The 15,297-nt window shown below is 68.5% G+C and carries 18 protein-coding genes; 15 read left to right on the forward strand and 3 right to left on the reverse strand.

Annotation, left to right across the window (positions count from 1 at the left end; genetic code table 11):
• Window positions 1-3: 3 nt before the first annotated feature.
• The 8 genes from cysT to ACYBYQ_RS06865 all read left to right on the forward strand — a co-directional run bounded on the left by cysT (window position 4) and on the right by ACYBYQ_RS06865 (window position 6,989).
• Window positions 4-894 (forward strand): sulfate ABC transporter permease subunit CysT, encoded by an 891-nt coding sequence (gene cysT, locus ACYBYQ_RS06830; RefSeq protein ID WP_459618005.1) that lies wholly within the window; start codon window positions 4-6, stop codon window positions 892-894.
• A complete protein-coding gene (gene cysW / locus ACYBYQ_RS06835; protein ID WP_459618006.1) occupies window positions 891-1,796 on the forward strand; it encodes a sulfate ABC transporter permease subunit CysW in 906 nt (301 codons plus the stop codon). The genes cysT and cysW overlap by 4 nt, the downstream gene beginning before the upstream one ends.
• Before the next feature lie 61 nt (window positions 1,797-1,857).
• Window positions 1,858-2,919 (forward strand): sulfate/molybdate ABC transporter ATP-binding protein, encoded by a 1,062-nt coding sequence (locus ACYBYQ_RS06840; protein WP_459618007.1) that lies wholly within the window; start codon window positions 1,858-1,860, stop codon window positions 2,917-2,919.
• Window positions 2,916-3,680 (forward strand): phosphoadenylyl-sulfate reductase, encoded by a 765-nt coding sequence (locus ACYBYQ_RS06845; RefSeq protein WP_459618008.1) that lies wholly within the window; start codon window positions 2,916-2,918, stop codon window positions 3,678-3,680. The genes ACYBYQ_RS06840 and ACYBYQ_RS06845 overlap by 4 nt, the downstream gene beginning before the upstream one ends.
• 119 nt (window positions 3,681-3,799) lie before the next feature.
• Window positions 3,800-4,999, forward strand: coding sequence for a PA0069 family radical SAM protein (locus ACYBYQ_RS06850; protein ID WP_459618009.1), 1,200 nt, complete (start codon window positions 3,800-3,802; stop codon window positions 4,997-4,999).
• Between the two features lie 17 nt (window positions 5,000-5,016).
• The gene (locus tag ACYBYQ_RS06855; protein WP_459618010.1) at window positions 5,017-5,457 is read left to right on the forward strand and encodes a hypothetical protein; all 441 of its coding nucleotides are present in this window, start codon (window positions 5,017-5,019) and stop codon (window positions 5,455-5,457) included.
• A gap of 220 nt (window positions 5,458-5,677) precedes the next feature.
• Window positions 5,678-6,061 carry a 50S ribosomal protein L19 gene (gene rplS / locus ACYBYQ_RS06860; RefSeq protein ID WP_459618011.1) on the forward strand — a complete coding sequence of 128 codons (384 nt, stop codon included), beginning with the start codon at window positions 5,678-5,680 and terminating at the stop codon, window positions 6,059-6,061.
• 193 nt (window positions 6,062-6,254) lie between these two features.
• Window positions 6,255-6,989, forward strand: a complete 735-nt coding sequence (locus ACYBYQ_RS06865) for a CoA pyrophosphatase (RefSeq protein ID WP_459618012.1) — start codon at window positions 6,255-6,257, stop codon at window positions 6,987-6,989.
• Here the strand turns inward: ACYBYQ_RS06865 and rsgA are convergent.
• Both rsgA and ACYBYQ_RS06875 read right to left on the reverse strand, forming a co-directional pair.
• Entirely contained in the window at window positions 6,983-7,885 is a 903-nt protein-coding gene (rsgA, locus tag ACYBYQ_RS06870) for a ribosome small subunit-dependent GTPase A (protein ID WP_459618013.1), read from the reverse strand. The two genes, ACYBYQ_RS06865 and rsgA, sit on opposite strands and share 7 nt — an antisense overlap.
• Window positions 7,882-9,159 (reverse strand): M48 family metallopeptidase, encoded by a 1,278-nt coding sequence (locus tag ACYBYQ_RS06875; protein WP_459618014.1) that lies wholly within the window; start codon window positions 9,157-9,159, stop codon window positions 7,882-7,884. The genes rsgA and ACYBYQ_RS06875 overlap by 4 nt, the downstream gene beginning before the upstream one ends.
• Before the next feature lie 48 nt (window positions 9,160-9,207).
• Between ACYBYQ_RS06875 and orn the strand changes: the two genes are divergently transcribed.
• Window positions 9,208-9,753: an oligoribonuclease gene (gene orn / locus ACYBYQ_RS06880; protein WP_459618015.1), complete on the forward strand. Its 546-nt coding sequence runs from the start codon at window positions 9,208-9,210 to the stop codon at window positions 9,751-9,753.
• Window positions 9,754-9,777: 24 nt separating this feature from the next.
• Window positions 9,778-10,410, forward strand: coding sequence for an NAD(P)H-hydrate epimerase (locus tag ACYBYQ_RS06885; RefSeq protein ID WP_459618016.1), 633 nt, complete (start codon window positions 9,778-9,780; stop codon window positions 10,408-10,410).
• Between the two features lie 39 nt (window positions 10,411-10,449).
• Here ACYBYQ_RS06885 and paaX read toward each other — a convergent pair whose 3' ends face one another.
• Window positions 10,450-11,382, reverse strand: coding sequence for a phenylacetic acid degradation operon negative regulatory protein PaaX (gene paaX, locus ACYBYQ_RS06890; RefSeq protein WP_459618719.1), 933 nt, complete (start codon window positions 11,380-11,382; stop codon window positions 10,450-10,452).
• 175 nt (window positions 11,383-11,557) lie between these two features.
• On the opposite strand from paaX, the gene paaA reads away from it, so the two are divergent.
• The 5 genes from paaA to paaE all read left to right on the forward strand — a co-directional run bounded on the left by paaA (window position 11,558) and on the right by paaE (window position 15,294).
• Entirely contained in the window at window positions 11,558-12,550 is a 993-nt protein-coding gene (gene paaA / locus ACYBYQ_RS06895; RefSeq protein ID WP_459618017.1) for a 1,2-phenylacetyl-CoA epoxidase subunit PaaA, read from the forward strand.
• Between the two features lie 79 nt (window positions 12,551-12,629).
• On the forward strand, window positions 12,630-12,917 hold the full coding sequence (gene paaB / locus ACYBYQ_RS06900; protein ID WP_459618018.1) for a 1,2-phenylacetyl-CoA epoxidase subunit PaaB: 288 nt from the start codon (window positions 12,630-12,632) through the stop codon (window positions 12,915-12,917).
• A gap of 13 nt (window positions 12,918-12,930) precedes the next feature.
• Window positions 12,931-13,695, forward strand: coding sequence for a 1,2-phenylacetyl-CoA epoxidase subunit PaaC (gene paaC, locus ACYBYQ_RS06905; RefSeq protein ID WP_459618019.1), 765 nt, complete (start codon window positions 12,931-12,933; stop codon window positions 13,693-13,695).
• Window positions 13,689-14,201, forward strand: a complete 513-nt coding sequence (paaD, locus tag ACYBYQ_RS06910; protein WP_459618020.1) for a 1,2-phenylacetyl-CoA epoxidase subunit PaaD — start codon at window positions 13,689-13,691, stop codon at window positions 14,199-14,201. The genes paaC and paaD overlap by 7 nt, the downstream gene beginning before the upstream one ends.
• 4 nt (window positions 14,202-14,205) lie before the next feature.
• Window positions 14,206-15,294, forward strand: a complete 1,089-nt coding sequence (gene paaE / locus ACYBYQ_RS06915) for a 1,2-phenylacetyl-CoA epoxidase subunit PaaE (RefSeq protein ID WP_459618021.1) — start codon at window positions 14,206-14,208, stop codon at window positions 15,292-15,294.
• Window positions 15,295-15,297 lie beyond the last annotated feature (3 nt).

Genomic DNA, 15,297 nt, shown 5'->3' on the forward strand with positions numbered 1-15,297 from the left:
CACATGACAGCCTATTCCGCCTCTGCTCCGGATGTACCCGCCGCCCACCGGCGTGCCTCGGCATGGCGGCGCGCCGGGGTGCTGCCCGGCTTCGGCCTGTCGATGGGCTATGCCGTGCTCTATCTCAGCCTGCTGGTGCTGATCCCCCTGGCCGCGCTGCCGGCCAAGGCGGCGGGCATGGGCTGGACGGGATTCTGGGAGGCCGTGACCGCCCCGCGCGTGCTGGCGTCCTACCGGCTCACCTTCGGCGCCTCCCTGATCGCCGCCGTCGTGAACCTGGTGTTCGGCGCCATCGTGGCCTGGGTGCTGGTGCGATACCGGTTTCCGGGCAAGAAGCTGGTCGATGCGCTGGTGGACCTGCCCTTCGCGCTGCCCACGGCGGTGGCCGGTATCGCGCTTGCGGCGTTGTATGGGCCGAACGGCTGGCTGGGAGCCCCGCTGGGCCAGTGGTTCGGGCTCAAGGTGGCCTTCACGCCGCTGGGCGTGGTGGTGGCGCTGGTGTTCATCGGCGTGCCGTTCGTGGTGCGCACCGTGCAGCCCGTGCTCGAGGACGTGGAGCGCGAGATCGAGGAGGCCGCGGCCAGCCTCGGCGCCGACCGCTGGCAGACGGTGTGGCGCGTGGTGCTGCCCGCGCTCCTGCCCGCATTGCTCACCGGCTTTGCGCTGACTTTCGCGCGGGCGGTGGGCGAGTACGGCTCGGTGATCTTCATCGCGGGCAACATGCCGATGGTGTCCGAGATCACGCCGCTGCTCATCGTGGCCAAGCTCGAGCAATTCGACTACGCGGGCGCCGCGGCAATCGCCACGGTGATGCTGCTGATCTCGTTCGCGCTGCTGCTGCTCATCAATCTGCTGCAGGCCTGGCAGGCGCGCCGCGGCGGGAGGGCGGCATGAACGCCCGGCATCGTGATCCGCTGGCCGAGCCGCGTTGGGTGCGGCTTCTGCTGCTGGCGCTGGCCCTGGGATTCCTGACCCTCTTCCTGGTGGTGCCCTTGCTGGCCGTATTCACCGAAGCGCTGCGCAAGGGATGGGCGCTGTACCTCGCCGCGATAACCGAGCCCGACGCCTGGTCCGCGATCCGCCTGACCCTGCTGGTGGCCGCGCTGTCGCTGCCCTTGAACCTGGTGTTCGGCGTGGCGGCTGCCTGGGCGGTCACGCGCTTCTCGTTCCGGGGCAAGCAGTTCCTGATCACGCTGATCGACCTGCCGTTCTCGGTATCGCCGGTGGTGGCGGGCATGGTGTTCGTGCTGCTGTTCGGTTCACAGGGATGGTTCGGCCCGTGGCTGCAGGCTCATGACCTGAAGATCGTCTATGCCGTGCCCGGGGTGATCCTGGCCACGCTTTTCGTCACGTTTCCGTTCATCGCGCGCGAGCTGATCCCGTTGATGCAGGCGCAGGGCAGCGAGGACGAGCAGGCGGCGCTCACGCTGGGCGCCAGCGGCTGGCAGATATTCCGCCGGGTCACCCTGCCCAACATCAAATGGGGCCTGCTGTACGGCGCGATCCTGAGCAATGCGCGCGCCATGGGCGAGTTTGGCGCGGTGTCGGTGGTGTCGGGGCAGGTGCGCGGCCTCACCAACACCATGACCCTGCACGTGGAGATCCTCTACAACGAATACCAGTTCTCGGCGGCGTTTGCCGTGGCCTCGCTGCTGGCCCTGCTGGCGCTGGCGACGCTGCTGGTCAAGCAGTGGGTCGAATGGCGCGGCGAGCGCCAGCGCTACGCGGTCCAGCAGGCGCTGTCCGAAGAAGCCCGGGCGGTGCCCGCGCCCGTTCCGGTCCAGGAGTACGCATGAGACACCGCGCGTCAACCGTTTGCAGTGGGAATTCGCCGTCGGCGGACGGGAGGGTAGTCCGGTGAGCATCGAAGTCCGCCATCTCGCCAAGCGCTTTGGCAATTTCCAGGCCCTGGACGGCGTTTCGCTCCAGGTGGAGAAGGGCGAGCTCGTGGCCCTGCTGGGGCCGTCCGGCTGCGGCAAGACCACGCTGCTGCGCATCATCGCCGGGCTGGAGCATCCCGATTCGGGCCGCGTGCTGTTCGCCGGGGAGGACGCCACCGACGTGGACGTGCGCCATCGGCGCGTGGGTTTCGTCTTCCAGCACTATGCGCTGTTTCGCCACATGAGCGTCTTCGAGAACGTGGCGTTCGGGCTGCGCGTGCGTCCTCGCGCACAGCGCCCCGACGAGACGCGCATCCGCGCACGGGTGCGCGAGCTGCTGGGCCTGGTGCAGCTCGACGGCCTGGCCGGCCGATATCCGGCGCAACTGTCCGGCGGCCAGCGCCAGCGGGTGGCGCTGGCGCGGGCGCTGGCCGTGGATCCCCATGTGCTGCTGCTGGACGAGCCTTTCGGGGCGCTCGACGCCCAGGTGCGCAAGGAGCTGCGCCGCTGGCTGCGGCGCCTGCACGAGGAACTGCACGTGGCCAGCGTGTTCGTCACGCACGACCAGGAAGAGGCGCTGGAGGTGGCCGACCGCGTGGTCCTGATGCGGGCCGGCCGGATCGAGCAGGCGGGATCGCCGCGCGAAGTCTGGGAGCGGCCGGCCACGCCGTTCGTGCATGGCTTCCTGGGCAACGTCAATCGGCTGGCGGGCCACGCCAGCCGCGGCATGTGGGAAGACGGCAGCATGTCGCTGCCGGCACCCGAGCTGCTCCAGGACGATCGCGTTCCCGCGGTGGCCTACGTGCGGCCGCACGAGATCGAACTGGCGCGCGAAGGCGCGGCGGGCGGCCTTGCGGTACGCCTGGATCATGCCTACCTGGCCGGCCCCAGCGCCTATCTCGAGCTGCAGCCTCTGGACAGGCAGGATCGGCTCGAGGCGGAAGTGCCTGAAGCGCTTTATCGACAACTGAACCTGAAGGAAGGCGAGATCCTGGTGGCGCGCCTGCGCCAGGGCCGGGTTTTCGCCGTGCAACCATGATCAACTCATCTTCATCCCTTCCCCAAGGCTGGCCGGCGCTGCAGGCGCTCCTGGCCGACATCGCCGAGCGTCATCCCGACGCGGCGCTGGCCTCGTCGCTGGCCGCCGAAGACATGCTGCTGACCCACGCCATCTTCGAGGCCGGGCTGCCCCTGCAGGTCTTCACCCTGAACACCGGCCGCCTGCATGCCGAGACGCTCGCGCTGCTGCCGCGGGTGCAGGATCGCTACGGCCGCGCCATCGAGGTCTACGAGCCCGAGGCCGGGGCGGTGGCCGATCACGTGGCGCAGCACGGGGCATATGCCTTCTACGAGAGCGTGGAGCTGCGCAAAGCCTGTTGCAACATCCGCAAGGTCGAGCCGCTGCGCCGCGCACTGTCGGGCCGCAGCGCCTGGATCACGGGCCAGCGCCGCGAGCAGTCCGCCACCCGCGCGGTGCTGGCCGAGGCGGAGGACGATCCGGTGTTCGGCCTGCGCAAATACAACCCTCTGGCGGCCTGGACCGAGCAGGAAGTGTGGGCCGCGATCAGGGCGCTGGACATTCCCTACAATCCCCTGCACGACCAGGGCTATCCCTCGATCGGATGCGAGCCCTGCACGCGTGCGGTAAAGCCGGGCGAGGACGTGCGTGCCGGCCGCTGGTGGTGGGAGCAGTCGGACTCCAAGGAGTGCGGCCTGCACGCCGGCAATCGCGTGATCCCGGTACGCGCCCAGGCGGCTTCACCCGCCCGACAGGCGCAGCGCGACGAAGCGCTGCAGTAGGCGCGGGAAAGCCCGCATCCGGGGGTGTTCACCTGCCGGTCCGACCTGGGGTAAATTGATCCGGTCGGAACCGCAACACGGCGCTTGCCAAAAGTACTGTATTTTTATACAGTACTTCCATGGAGCGAGCCGATCATTCGTCTTTCGATTTTTCCGCCGGTAATGGGTCCCCGGCTGCCGCCCCCGCCGCCTTGCGCGGCCGGGGTGCGGTTACTAATGTCAGGCACCGCTTCGAATCCACCGAGCGGAATCCCGCCGACGACGGCTGGCAACCCATAGGCTTCGTGCCCGAGGCGGGCAGGCCGGCCACCACGGTGCGTGCCGAGCAGGCCCGCAAGCTGCTGTCCCGCAACGATTCCCCCGACATCCCGTTCGACGTCGCCATCAATCCGTACCGCGGCTGCGAGCATGGCTGCGTGTATTGCTATGCGCGGCCCACCCATGCCTATCTGGGGTATTCGCCCGGCCTCGACTTCGAGACCCGCCTGGTAGCCAAGGCCAATGCGCCGCAGGTGCTGCGGGCCGAGCTGGCGCGCCCGGGCTACCGTCCCACTCCCATCAACCTGGGTTCCGCCACGGATATCTACCAGCCCATCGAACGCACCTGGCGCCTTACGCGCTCCCTGCTCGAGGTCCTGCTGGAAACCCGGCACCCCGTCACCCTCGTCACCAAGAACGCCCTGGTCGAGCGCGATCTCGATCTGCTCCAGGCGCTGGCGCGTCGCAACCTGGCCATGGTGTTCGTCAGCATCACCACGCTGGATGCCGACATGGCGCGCACGCTGGAACCCCGCGCCTCGGCGCCGTGGCGGCGCCTGCAGGCCGTGCGCCGGCTGGCCGAGGCGGGCGTACCCGTGGGGGTGCTTGCCGCCCCCATGATCCCCTTCATCAACGACGACGCGCTCGAAGCCATCATCTCGGCCGCCGCCGAAGCCGGCGCCCGCCACGCCAGCTATACCGTGGTGCGCCTGCCCTGGGAAGTCAAAGACGTCTTCGAGCAATGGCTGCACACGCACTTTCCCGACAGGGCGCAGCGCGTCCTGCACCGCATCGCCGACATGCGAGACGGCCGGCGCAATGACCCCAATTTTGGCACCCGCATGCGCGGCACCGGCATATGGGCCGATCTGTTGCGTCAGCGCTACACGGTCGCCGTACGCAAGGCGGGCCTCGTCTCACCCCGCATGCCGCCACTCGATTGCACCCAGTTCGTTCCGCCGGCGCAGCCGGCTTCCACCCTGTCCCGACGCGCAGGGCGCACCGCTGCGGCGGTGTCCGCCCAGGTCGCCGATGTGGGGCAGTTGTCGCTGTTCGACTGACACGCCAGGAGCCCCCCATGAACCTCGCTTCCCCGCTCGCCACAACGCTGCCCACGACGCTCGATACTCCGCTCGCCGACCCGCTCACCTGGCCGCGGCGTGCCGGCGGCGCGCTGCGCCGGGTCGTGTCTGCCCCGCTGTCTGCCGCCATGTCCGCTCTCATGTCCGCCCTTGCCCGGTGGCCGTTCCCGCCTCAGCCGGGCGCAGCGCTGCCCATGCCGGTCGGCCAGCGGCAGGCGGGCTCCATGCCGGTGGCTCCCGCAGCGCCCCCGGTTCCGGCTGCGCCCGCTGCGGCCGCTGCGTCCGTTCGAGATGCCAGCATCGGCGATGCCCGCCGGATGGCGGTGCCGGCCGGCCGGGTGGGCGTGCGGCGCATGGTCATCGACATACTCCTGGTCGGCATCTGGGGCGCCATGATTCCCGCGCTCATGTGGCTGGGTGCCGCCGCCGGGTTCTGAGGATGCGCGAGCCCCGGGGCCGCAGCGGCTGCTGCGGTTCCCGCTGTCATCTGGACAAGGCTATGTGGCGCAAGGCCTAGCTTTTTGGTGTAGAATACCGGGTTTGCCAAACCTCATCCTCTGCTTGCGGCACCAGGACATTCCTACAACCGCATTGGCCGGCCCGAAGCCTCATCTTCGCGGCGCGCCTGCTGCAAGGCACGATGACTAGGAGTTTTACGTGAACCTCATCGAAATCCTGGAACAGGAAGAAATCCAGCGCCTTACCGGCGGCAAGACCCTGCCCGAGTTCGCCCCCGGCGACACGGTGATCGTCAATGTGAACGTGGTCGAAGGCACGCGCAAGCGCGTGCAGGCCTATGAAGGCGTGGTCATCGCCAAGCGCAACCGCGGCCTGAACTCGGCCTTCATCGTGCGCAAGATCTCCTCCGGCGAAGCGGTGGAGCGCACCTTCCAGCTGTACTCGCCCACCATCGCCTCCATCGAGGTGAAGCGCCGTGGCGACGTGCGCCGTGCCAAGCTGTACTACCTGCGCAATCGTTCCGGCAAGTCGGCGCGCATCAAGGAAAAGCTGGTCATCAAGCAAGCCAAGAAGGCAGCTTGATCTCCGGGGTTGGGCATGGGGGCGCCGTGTGCATCGCGCTGCAATCCCATGCCGCAACCAGGTTGAACAAAGGCACCTGCAGGGTGCCTTTTGTTTTTTGCCCGGGCCTGCTGCGAAGGATTCCGTCGCAGGCAGGTTTTCCCCGGGGCTGCCAGGCTCCTGAACCCTGACGCGTTATTCTCCGACGCCGGCAATGCCAGACGCTTCCCAGCCATCCCGCCCCAGACGACCGTCCGCGACTCCGGCATTCGATCCGGCCGACCAGCCCTGGGAGGTCGCCGACCAGGGCCTGTGTGCAGTGCCGCCCGAGCGGATGGCGCCGCAGGCGCTGCGCCGGATCTTCGAGGAGGTGCGAAGCTGGCACGAGGATCTCATGCTCCGCACGCACGAGCCACGCCATCCGGGGCGGGAAGGTCCGCCCGTGCTGGCCGCGGTATTGATACCCATCGTGCTGCGGCCGGAAGGCCCGCGGGTGCTGCTTACCCAGCGCACCGCGCATCTCAATGACCACGCCGGGCAGATCAGTTTCCCGGGCGGCCGCATCGAACCTTCCGACGGAACCCCGGTGGCGGCAGCCCTGCGCGAGGCGCACGAGGAGATCGGCCTGGCCAGCAAGTACGTGGAAGTGCTCGCCAGCATGCCTGCCTACGTGACGGCCACGGGCTTCTCGGTTACGCCGGTGGTCGCCCTGGTGCAGCCCGGCCCGGGCTTCGAGCTGGTGCCGGAGGTTTTCGAAGTGGCGGACATCTTCGAGGTGCCGCTGGCATTCCTCATGGATCCCGCGAATCACCGCCTGTACCGGGCGACCCTGCCCGACGGCAGGGTGCGGCGATATTACGCGATGCCGTGGCAAGGGCACTTCATCTGGGGCGCCACCGCAGGCATGCTGCGCAACCTGTACCACGCGGTGCGCGGCCCGGCTCAGTAGCGTTGCTGCGCGGCTTCGTTTTCTTCCAGCAGGCGGCAATACAGCGCATAGCGCAGGGAGTCGATTCCGCCGGCCCGCAGCGCCGCCACGACGCCGCAGCCGGGCTCATGGCGATGGCTGCAGTTGTAGAAGCGGCAATGCTCCACGTGCGGCAGGAATTCCGGGAAGCCGCGCATGATCTGATCGCGGCTGAGATGCTGCAGCCCGAAGGCCTGGAACCCGGGAGAGTCGATCAGGTCTCCGCCGGGCGGCGGCAGGTGATACAGCCGGGTGCTGGTGGTGGTGTGCCGGCCCATGTCGAGGGCGGCCGAATGGGTTTGCGTCGCGGCCCGCGCCTCGGGGGCCAGCGTGTTCAGCAGCGTGGACTTGCCCATGCCGCTCTGGCCCAGCAGGAGGCTGGTGCGGCCGGCCAGCCGCGGCGCCAGCCGTTCCTTCACCATGGCTGCGTCGTGGGCGCAGAGCTCGACCACCGGCACGCCCAGCGCCTGTATGGGTGCCAGGCGCGCGCGGGCCGCGGCTACGCCCGAGGCCAGGTCTATCTTGTTCAGGATGACCAGCGGCTCCACGCCGGCGCTCCAGGCGCCGGCCAGCGCGCGGCCGGTGAGGTCGTCGGAAAAGGTCGGCTCCACGGCCACCACGATGAGCAGCAGGTCCACGTTGGCGGCGAACTGCTTGGTGCGCATTTCGTCCGAGCGGTAGAGCAGGTTGGTGCGCGGCAATATCGCGTCGATGCTGCCTTCGTCCCGGCCTTGCGGGGTGATGCGCACGCGGTCGCCCACGGCTGCCCCGGCCTTCTTGCCGCGCGGATAGCACTGCCGGACCGTGCCGTCATCGAGTTCCACCATGTAGTGGCGGCCATGGGCCGCGACGATGCGACCTTCGATGGCGGCGCTCATGCGGGCTGGCTGGCGGCGGCGCCCAGCTGGCGGATGCGCACGGCGGCGGGCGGATGGCTGTCGTAGAAGGCGGAATGCACCGGGTCGGGGGTCAGTGTGGCGGCGTTGTCATCGTACAGCTTGACCAGCGCCGACACCAGCTGGCGGGGCGAGCTCTGCTCGGCCGCATAGCGGTCTGCCTCGAATTCGTGGCGGCGGGAATACCAGCTGGCCACGGGCGTCAGCATGAAGGTGAACACGGGCACCACCAGGAAGAAGAGCACGATGGCCATGGCGTGGTTGGGGCCGTCGAGGCGGGGCAGCACGCCCAGCCCTTCGTAGAACCAGGGCTGTCCGGCCAGCCATCCCAGCACCGCGAAGAACAGCAGGGCCGCGCCGAAGCTCAGGGCGATGCGCTTGAGGATGTGGCGGCGCGCGAAGTGGCCGAGCTCATGCGCGAGCACGGCCTCGATTTCGTCGGCGTTGAGCCGCGCCAGCAGCGTGTCGAAGAACACGATGCGGCGCGCCTTGCCGAAACCGGTGAAATAGGCGTTGCCGTGGGCCGACCGGCGCGAGCCGTCCATGACGAACAGGCCGTTGAGCGCGAAGCCGCAGCGTTGCGCCAGGGCGCGGATGCGGCCGGCGAGTTCGGTGTCGTCCAGCGGCTTGAAGCGGTTGAACAGCGGCGCGATGAAGGTGGGATAGAGGAACAGCAGCAGCACGTTGAAGGCCGTCCATAGCCCCCAGGCCCAGAGCCACCAGTAGGGGCCGGCTTCGGCCATGAGCCAGAGGATCGCGGCTGCCAGCGGCAGCCCCAGCACCAGGGCCAGCGCGATGCCCTTGAGCGCGTCGGCCATGAACAGGCCCGGCGTCATGCGGTTGAAGCCGAAGCGGCTCTCGAGGCGAAACTGCCGCCATAGCGTGAAGGGCAGGCCCAGCAGGCCCAGCAGGCCGAATACCACGGCCAGCAGCAGCAGCTGGCGCAACATGGGCTGCTCGGTGACCTGGGCAACCGTCAGGTCGATCAGCTGCAGGCCGCCCAGCAGGGTCAGGCATACCAGCACCACGGCGTCGTAGACGCGCTCGAGCATGCCGAGCCTGACCCGGGCAATGGTGTAGTCGGCCGCCCTCTGGTGGCTGGCCAGGCCGATGCGCGGCGCGAATTCCGGCGGCACCTGGTCGCGGTGGCGCGCCACGTGGCGGATCTGGCGGGTGGCCAGCCAGAGTCGCAGGCCGATGTCGGCAAGCAACAGGATGACGAACAGCAGGGTGAAGACGGGCAGCGGGTTGGGCACGGGTTGGCCTGGGGTGTGCGAAAATCGCGTGTTTTAAAGGCAAATTATATGGCTGCGAACGAGAATCGCCTGGTCTGGCTCGACATGGAGATGACCGGGCTCGATCCCGCGAAAGAGCGCATCATCGAAGTGGCCGTGGTGGTCACCGAGCCGGATCTCAGTGTCGTGGCCGAAGGCCCGGTGTTGGTGATCCACCAGCCCGACAGCCTGCTCGACGCGATGGACAACTGGAACAAGTCCACCCACGGCAAGAGCGGCCTGATCGACAAGGTGCGCGCCTCCACGCTCACGGAAGCGCAGGCCGAGCAGCAATTGCTGGCTTTCCTGGCGCAGCACGTGCCGCCCGGCAAGTCGCCGCTGTGCGGCAACACCATCAGCCAGGACCGCCGCTTCATGTTTGCCTACATGCCGGAACTCGAGCGCTTCTTCCACTATCGCAACCTCGACGTCAGCACGCTCAAGGAACTGGCGCGCCGCTGGGCGCCGGCGGTATACAAGGGTTTCGAGAAGAAGAGCCGCCATGAGGCGCTGGCCGACATCTACGAATCGATCGACGAGCTCAAGTATTACCGGGAGCATTTCCTCAAGATCTAGGGGGATCCCCCGGGAGGTGGGCACATGCGGCTGACGCTCGGGCAGATCCGGCGCATCGAACAGCTGGCCCTGGCGCGGGGCCTGCCCCTGATGGCGCGGGCGGGCGAGGCCGCGGCCGGATTCCTGGCGGCGCGCGTCCCGGTCCCGGGCCCCGTGCTGGCGCTGGCCGGGCCGGGCAACAACGGCGGCGATGCCGTGGTGGCCGCCACGCGGCTGCGCGAGCGCGGCTACGACGTGCTCGTGGCGTATTGCTCCGATCCCGAAAAGCTTCCGCCCGATGCCAGGCAGGCCCATGCCGCCTGGCATCGGGCGGGCGGCACGGTGTTGCCCGCCTTGCCCGACCGGCCGCCGGCATGTGTGATCGACGGCCTGTTCGGCATAGGGCTGGCCCGGCCGCTGCAGGCGGGCTGGCAGCAGTGCATCGACACCGTCAATGGCTGGGGCGTGCCGGTGCTGGCGCTGGACGTGCCCAGCGGCCTGGCGGCCGACGGCCGGCTGCTGGGCGCCCCGATACGGGCCACCTGGACCCTTTCCTTCATCGCGCCCGCCCCTGGCCTGGATGCGCCGGATGCCCGCCGCTGCTCGGGCGAGACGCACCTGGCCACGCTGGACATTCCGCCGGACCTGCTCGCGGCCGCCTTGCGCCATCCTGATTGAGGTCCGGGCCGCGCAGCACGGCCTGCCCCCGCCTGCACCTCACCCCGGCCGGCCGCCGAAGCGCCCCTGGACTTCACGGCCCAGGGGGCGGTAATGGGCGTTTTCCCGCCCGGCCACGGCGTCGAGATGCGCTTCCGAGGCGTCGAACAGCCGCCAGTACAGCCGGCCGCACAGCTGGCGGGCCGCATGGCCGGGCCAGTCGGCCGGCAGCATGGGGCCCGGCAGGCGTGGGTCGTGCAGCACCACGCGGCGCCAGTGGTGCAGCAGCAGTACGCGCGCGGCGAAGGCCTGGGGCGGTTCGGGCGGGGTGTCGAGCAGGGTTTCCAGCGGGCCGAAATGCCGGCTGAACTGGCGGTACTGCTCGGCCACCTCGTCGAGGTTCCAGCACTGCGGGGCCAGGCTGGCAATGGGCAGCCCGCCTGCGCCGGCCAGGTCGCGGGCGGACAGCACCAGCGCCTTGTCGGGGATGCCGAGTTTTTTCAGGATGTCGTGCGCGGCGCGGGCCTGCGTCTGCGGATGCGCGAACAGGCCCGGGGCGACCATGCCGAAGCCTTCCCAGAGCAGCTGGCGGCGCAGCTCGGTGCGTTCGGCCAGGGCATTGTTGCCGATGCGCGGCAACGCCACGAGGGTCCATTCGCCGCTCCATTCCTGCTCCGGACCTTCATAGATGCGCTGCGATGCGTGCGCGGTGTCGCGCCGGCCCTGTTCGGAAAGCAGGTAGAGGCTGCGGCGCCCATGCCGTTCGGCGCGCAGCCAGTCCTGGGCCACCAGGCGGAATACGCTCGTGCGCAGCAGCCGTTCGTTGACGCCCACGGGCTCCAGCAGTTCGATCAGGCTGCCCAGCCAGATGGCGCCGCCGTGCGGCGCCAGCGCGTCGCCCAGGAGGCTCACGCAGAGCGACTTGGCCCGCGGCGGGTCGGCCTTGATCAGTCGGGAAACGAAGCGCGCCAGAGGCGAGGAGGAGGGGGCCATGTCGGGACGAGGGTCGGCCATGAGCGGCGGTCCGCAACATGATACATAAGTCGAACGTGATACAGAAATTCGATTGACAATAGATTTTGTGTATTAAATAATCGTGGCATGAAGGGTGCCCACAGAGGCACGAATACGGGGCCGGTTCCGCCGCCCCGTCTCCAGGAGACGAGCCATGTATGCGCAATTGGTCGAAACCGGCGTCAAGCAGGTCCGCGGGGTGCAGGACATGTCCGGGCCCGAGCAGGCGTTCCAGCGCCGCGTCGACGAAGGCATACGCATCGAGCCACAGGACTGGATGCCCGAGGCCTATCGCAAGACGCTGATCCGCCAGATCTCGCAGCACGCGCATTCCGAGATCGTGGGCATGCTGCCCGAGGGCAACTGGATCACCCGCGCACCCACGCTCAAGCGCAAGGCCATCCTGATGGCCAAGGTGCAGGACGAGGCAGGACACGGGCTGTATCTGTACAGCGCCGCCGAAACCCTGGGCGTCTCGCGCGACGAGCTCGTCGACGAGCTCCACAGCGGCCGGGCCAAGTACTCCAGCATCTTCAACTATCCCACGCTCACCTGGGCCGACATCGGCATGATCGGCTGGCTGGTCGACGGCTCTGCCATCATCAACCAGATCCCGCTCTGCCGCTGCTCGTACGGCCCGTATGCGCGGGCCATGGTGCGCGTGTGCAAGGAAGAATCCTTCCACCAGCGCCAGGGCTACGACCTGCTCATCCAGATGTGCCGCCACGGCACTCCCGAACAGAAGGCCATGTGCCAGGATGCGCTGAACCGCTGGTGGTGGCCGGCACTGATGATGTTCGGCCCGCCCGACGCCGATTCGCCCAACAGCGCGCAGTCCATGCAATGGAAGATCAAGCTGTTCTCCAACGACGAACTGCGCCAGAAGATGGTGGACCAGACCGTGCCGCAGGCCGAGTACCTCGGGCTCACCATTCCCGACCCCGACTTGAAGTGGAATGCCGAAACCGGCCATTACGATTTCGGGGAGATCGACTGGAACGAGTTCTACGCCGTGATCAAGGGCAACGGCCCGTGCAATCGCGACCGCCTTGCGGCGCGCGTGCGGGCGCACGAAGAGGGCGCCTGGGTGCGCGAAGCGCTGGCCGCCCACGCTGCCCGGAAGGCGCGCCGCAAGGCCGCCGCCTGATCCCCGATGGGCGCGGCCCGGCCCGCGCCCGTTCCGTCACTCCATGCAGGACGGCTCGGCCGTCCGGGACTTAGGCATCATGAACCAGCAAGAATGGCCCCTCTGGGAAGTCTTCATCCGCAGCCAGCACGGGCTGGCGCACAAGCACGTGGGCAGCCTGCACGCGCCGGACGCCGAAATGGCCATCAACCATGCGCGCGACGTCTACACGCGCCGCAACGAAGGCCTGAGCATCTGGGTGGTGCGCGCCGCCGACATCGTGGCCAGCAGCCCCGCCGACAAGGAGCCGCTGTTCGACCCCGCCAACAACAAGGTCTACCGGCATCCCACGTTCTTCCCGCTGCCCGAAGAAATCAAGCACATGTGAGGAGCGCAGGCCCATGGACAAGCCGCTGTTCGAATATCTGCTGCGCCTGGGCGACGGCACCCTGATCCTGTCCCAGCGCCTGGCGGCCTGGACCGGCCACGGCCCGGCCCTGGAAGAAGATCTCGCGCTCACCAATACCGCGCTCGACCTGCTGGGCCAGGCGCGCATGTGGCTCACGCTGGCGGGGGAAGTCGAGGGCGCCGGACGCGACGAGGATGCGCTGGCCTATCTGCGCGATGCGCCGCAGTTCTTCAACCCGCTGCTGGTCGAGCGTCCCAATGGCAACTATGCCGATACCATGGCGCGCCAGTTCTTCTTCGACGTGTGGCACTACTTCCTGCTGCAGCGCCTGGCGCAGTCCCGCGACGAGCGCGTGGCGGCGATCGCCGCCAAGGCCGTGAAGGAGGTCACCTATCACGTGCGCCGCTCGTCCGACCTGGTGGTGCGCCTGGGAGACGGCACCGAGACCAGCCACGCCCGCATGCAGGCCGCGGTCGACGATGCCTGGCGCTATACGGGCGAACTCTTCGTCGACGACGAGATCGACCGCGACGTGGCGGCGCGGGGCATAGGCTGCGAGCTGGCCGCCCTGCGCGAGCCCTGGCTCGCCCATGTGCGCGAAGTGCTGGACGAGGCCACGCTGGCCATGCCCGACGAGCCGCAGGCCTTCCACGCCGCATTGCGCGGCGGCCGCCAGGGCCGCCATACCGAGGAACTGGGCTACATCCTGGCCGAGATGCAGTTCCTGCAGCGGGCCTATCCGGGGGCGTCGTGGTGAGCGCCGCCCTCCAGGCCCCGCCGCTGTCGCGCATCTGGGAGTGGCTCGCGCAAGTGCCCGATCCCGAGATTCCGGTGCTGTCGGTGGTGGACCTCGGCGTGGTGCGCGAGGTGCAGTGGGAAGAGCAGACCTGCGTGGTCACCATCACGCCCACGTATTCCGGCTGTCCCGCGATGCGCGAGATCACGCGCGACATCGAGCGCGTCCTGAACGGCCACGGCGTATCCGAGGTGGCGGTGCGCACGCGGCTCGCGCCGGCCTGGACCACCGACTGGATGAGTCCGCGCGGGCGCCAGGCGCTGCAGCGCTACGGCATCGCCGCGCCGGCGGAGCGCGCCGTCGACGTCTCCGGCATCAGCCGTCGCCAGGCCGAGCCGCCGGTGCCGTGCCCGCATTGCGGGGCAGGCGATACCCGCCTGGTCAGCCGCTTCGGCTCCACGTCATGCAAGGCGCTGTACCGCTGCAATGCATGCCGCGAGCCCTTCGATTATTTCAAGACACACTGATCTCATGAGCCAGAGCGCATTCCATACGCTGAAGGTGGCGTCCGTGGCGCGCAACACGCGCGATGCGGTGGTGGTCACGTTCGACCTGCCCGAGCCGCTGGAGCCGGTCTTCAAGTTCCGTCCCGGCCAATATCTCACGCTGCGCGCCCGGCTGCACGGCGAGGAAGTGCGGCGTTCTTACTCGATCTGTTCGGCCCCCGAAGACCGCATGCTGCGCGTGGCCATCAAGCAGGTGGACGAGGGCGTGTTCTCGACCTGGGCCAACCAGGGCCACCTGCAGCCCGGCCAGGAGCTTGAAGTGATGCCGCCGGCCGGCAACTTCACGGTGGATTTCGATCCCGGCCAGGCCCGCCGGTACGTGGCCTTCGCCGTGGGCAGCGGCATCACGCCGGTCTTCTCGCTGGTCAAGAGCGCGCTGTCGGCCGAACCGCGCAGCCGCTTCACGCTGTTCTTCGGCAATCGCGCCTCGTCCTCGGTGCTGTTCCGCGAGGAGATCGAGGACCTCAAGAATCGCTATATGGAGCGTTTCTCGCTGGTCTACATCATGAGCCGCGAAACGCAGGAGATCGAGCTGTTCAACGGCCGGCTCGACGGCGACAAGGTCGACCAGCTGCTGGATGCCTGGATGCGGCCGGCCGACATCGACTACGCCTTCGTGTGCGGGCCGCAGAACATGATCGAGAGCGTGGTCGAGCGCCTGCAGGCGCGCGGCATCGATCGCTCGCGCATCAAGTTCGAGCTGTTCGGCGCGCCGCGCGGGCCCCGCGCGCTGCGCACCGGACGCGAGGCGCCTGCAGCCCCGGGCAAGGGCCAGTGCGAAGTCACGGTGGTGCAGGATGGCCACAGCCGCAGCTTCGTCATCGACAAGAAGGACAACGTGCTGGACGCGGCCCTGGCGCAGGGCGTGGAGTTGCCGTATTCGTGCAAGGGCGGCGTATGCTCGACCTGCCGCTGCAAGGTCATGGAGGGCGAAGTCGACATGGACGCCAATTTCGCCCTCGAGGATTATGAAGTCGCGCGGGGCTTCGTGCTCAGTTGCCAGAGCTATCCGGTCAGCGACCGGCTGGTGCTCGACTTCGACCAGGAAACCTGAGCC

The organism is Bordetella sp. 2513F2, assembly GCF_054642735.1.

Coding starts and splice junctions, on each gene's coding strand:
- cysT (WP_459618005.1), top strand. CDS start 4: ATGACAGCCTATTCCGCCTCTGCTCCGGATGTACCCGCCGCCCACCGG.
- cysW (WP_459618006.1), top strand. CDS start 891: ATGAACGCCCGGCATCGTGATCCGCTGGCCGAGCCGCGTTGGGTGCGG.
- ACYBYQ_RS06845 (WP_459618008.1), top strand. CDS start 2,916: ATGATCAACTCATCTTCATCCCTTCCCCAAGGCTGGCCGGCGCTGCAG.
- ACYBYQ_RS06850 (WP_459618009.1), top strand. CDS start 3,800: ATGGAGCGAGCCGATCATTCGTCTTTCGATTTTTCCGCCGGTAATGGG.
- ACYBYQ_RS06855 (WP_459618010.1), top strand. CDS start 5,017: ATGAACCTCGCTTCCCCGCTCGCCACAACGCTGCCCACGACGCTCGAT.
- ACYBYQ_RS06865 (WP_459618012.1), top strand. CDS start 6,255: ATGCCAGACGCTTCCCAGCCATCCCGCCCCAGACGACCGTCCGCGACT.
- rsgA (WP_459618013.1), bottom strand. CDS start 7,885: ATGAGCGCCGCCATCGAAGGTCGCATCGTCGCGGCCCATGGCCGCCAC.
- orn (WP_459618015.1), top strand. CDS start 9,208: ATGGCTGCGAACGAGAATCGCCTGGTCTGGCTCGACATGGAGATGACC.
- ACYBYQ_RS06885 (WP_459618016.1), top strand. CDS start 9,778: ATGCGGCTGACGCTCGGGCAGATCCGGCGCATCGAACAGCTGGCCCTG.
- paaX (WP_459618719.1), bottom strand. CDS start 11,382: ATGGCCCCCTCCTCCTCGCCTCTGGCGCGCTTCGTTTCCCGACTGATC.
- paaA (WP_459618017.1), top strand. CDS start 11,558: ATGTATGCGCAATTGGTCGAAACCGGCGTCAAGCAGGTCCGCGGGGTG.
- paaB (WP_459618018.1), top strand. CDS start 12,630: ATGAACCAGCAAGAATGGCCCCTCTGGGAAGTCTTCATCCGCAGCCAG.
- paaC (WP_459618019.1), top strand. CDS start 12,931: ATGGACAAGCCGCTGTTCGAATATCTGCTGCGCCTGGGCGACGGCACC.
- paaE (WP_459618021.1), top strand. CDS start 14,206: ATGAGCCAGAGCGCATTCCATACGCTGAAGGTGGCGTCCGTGGCGCGC.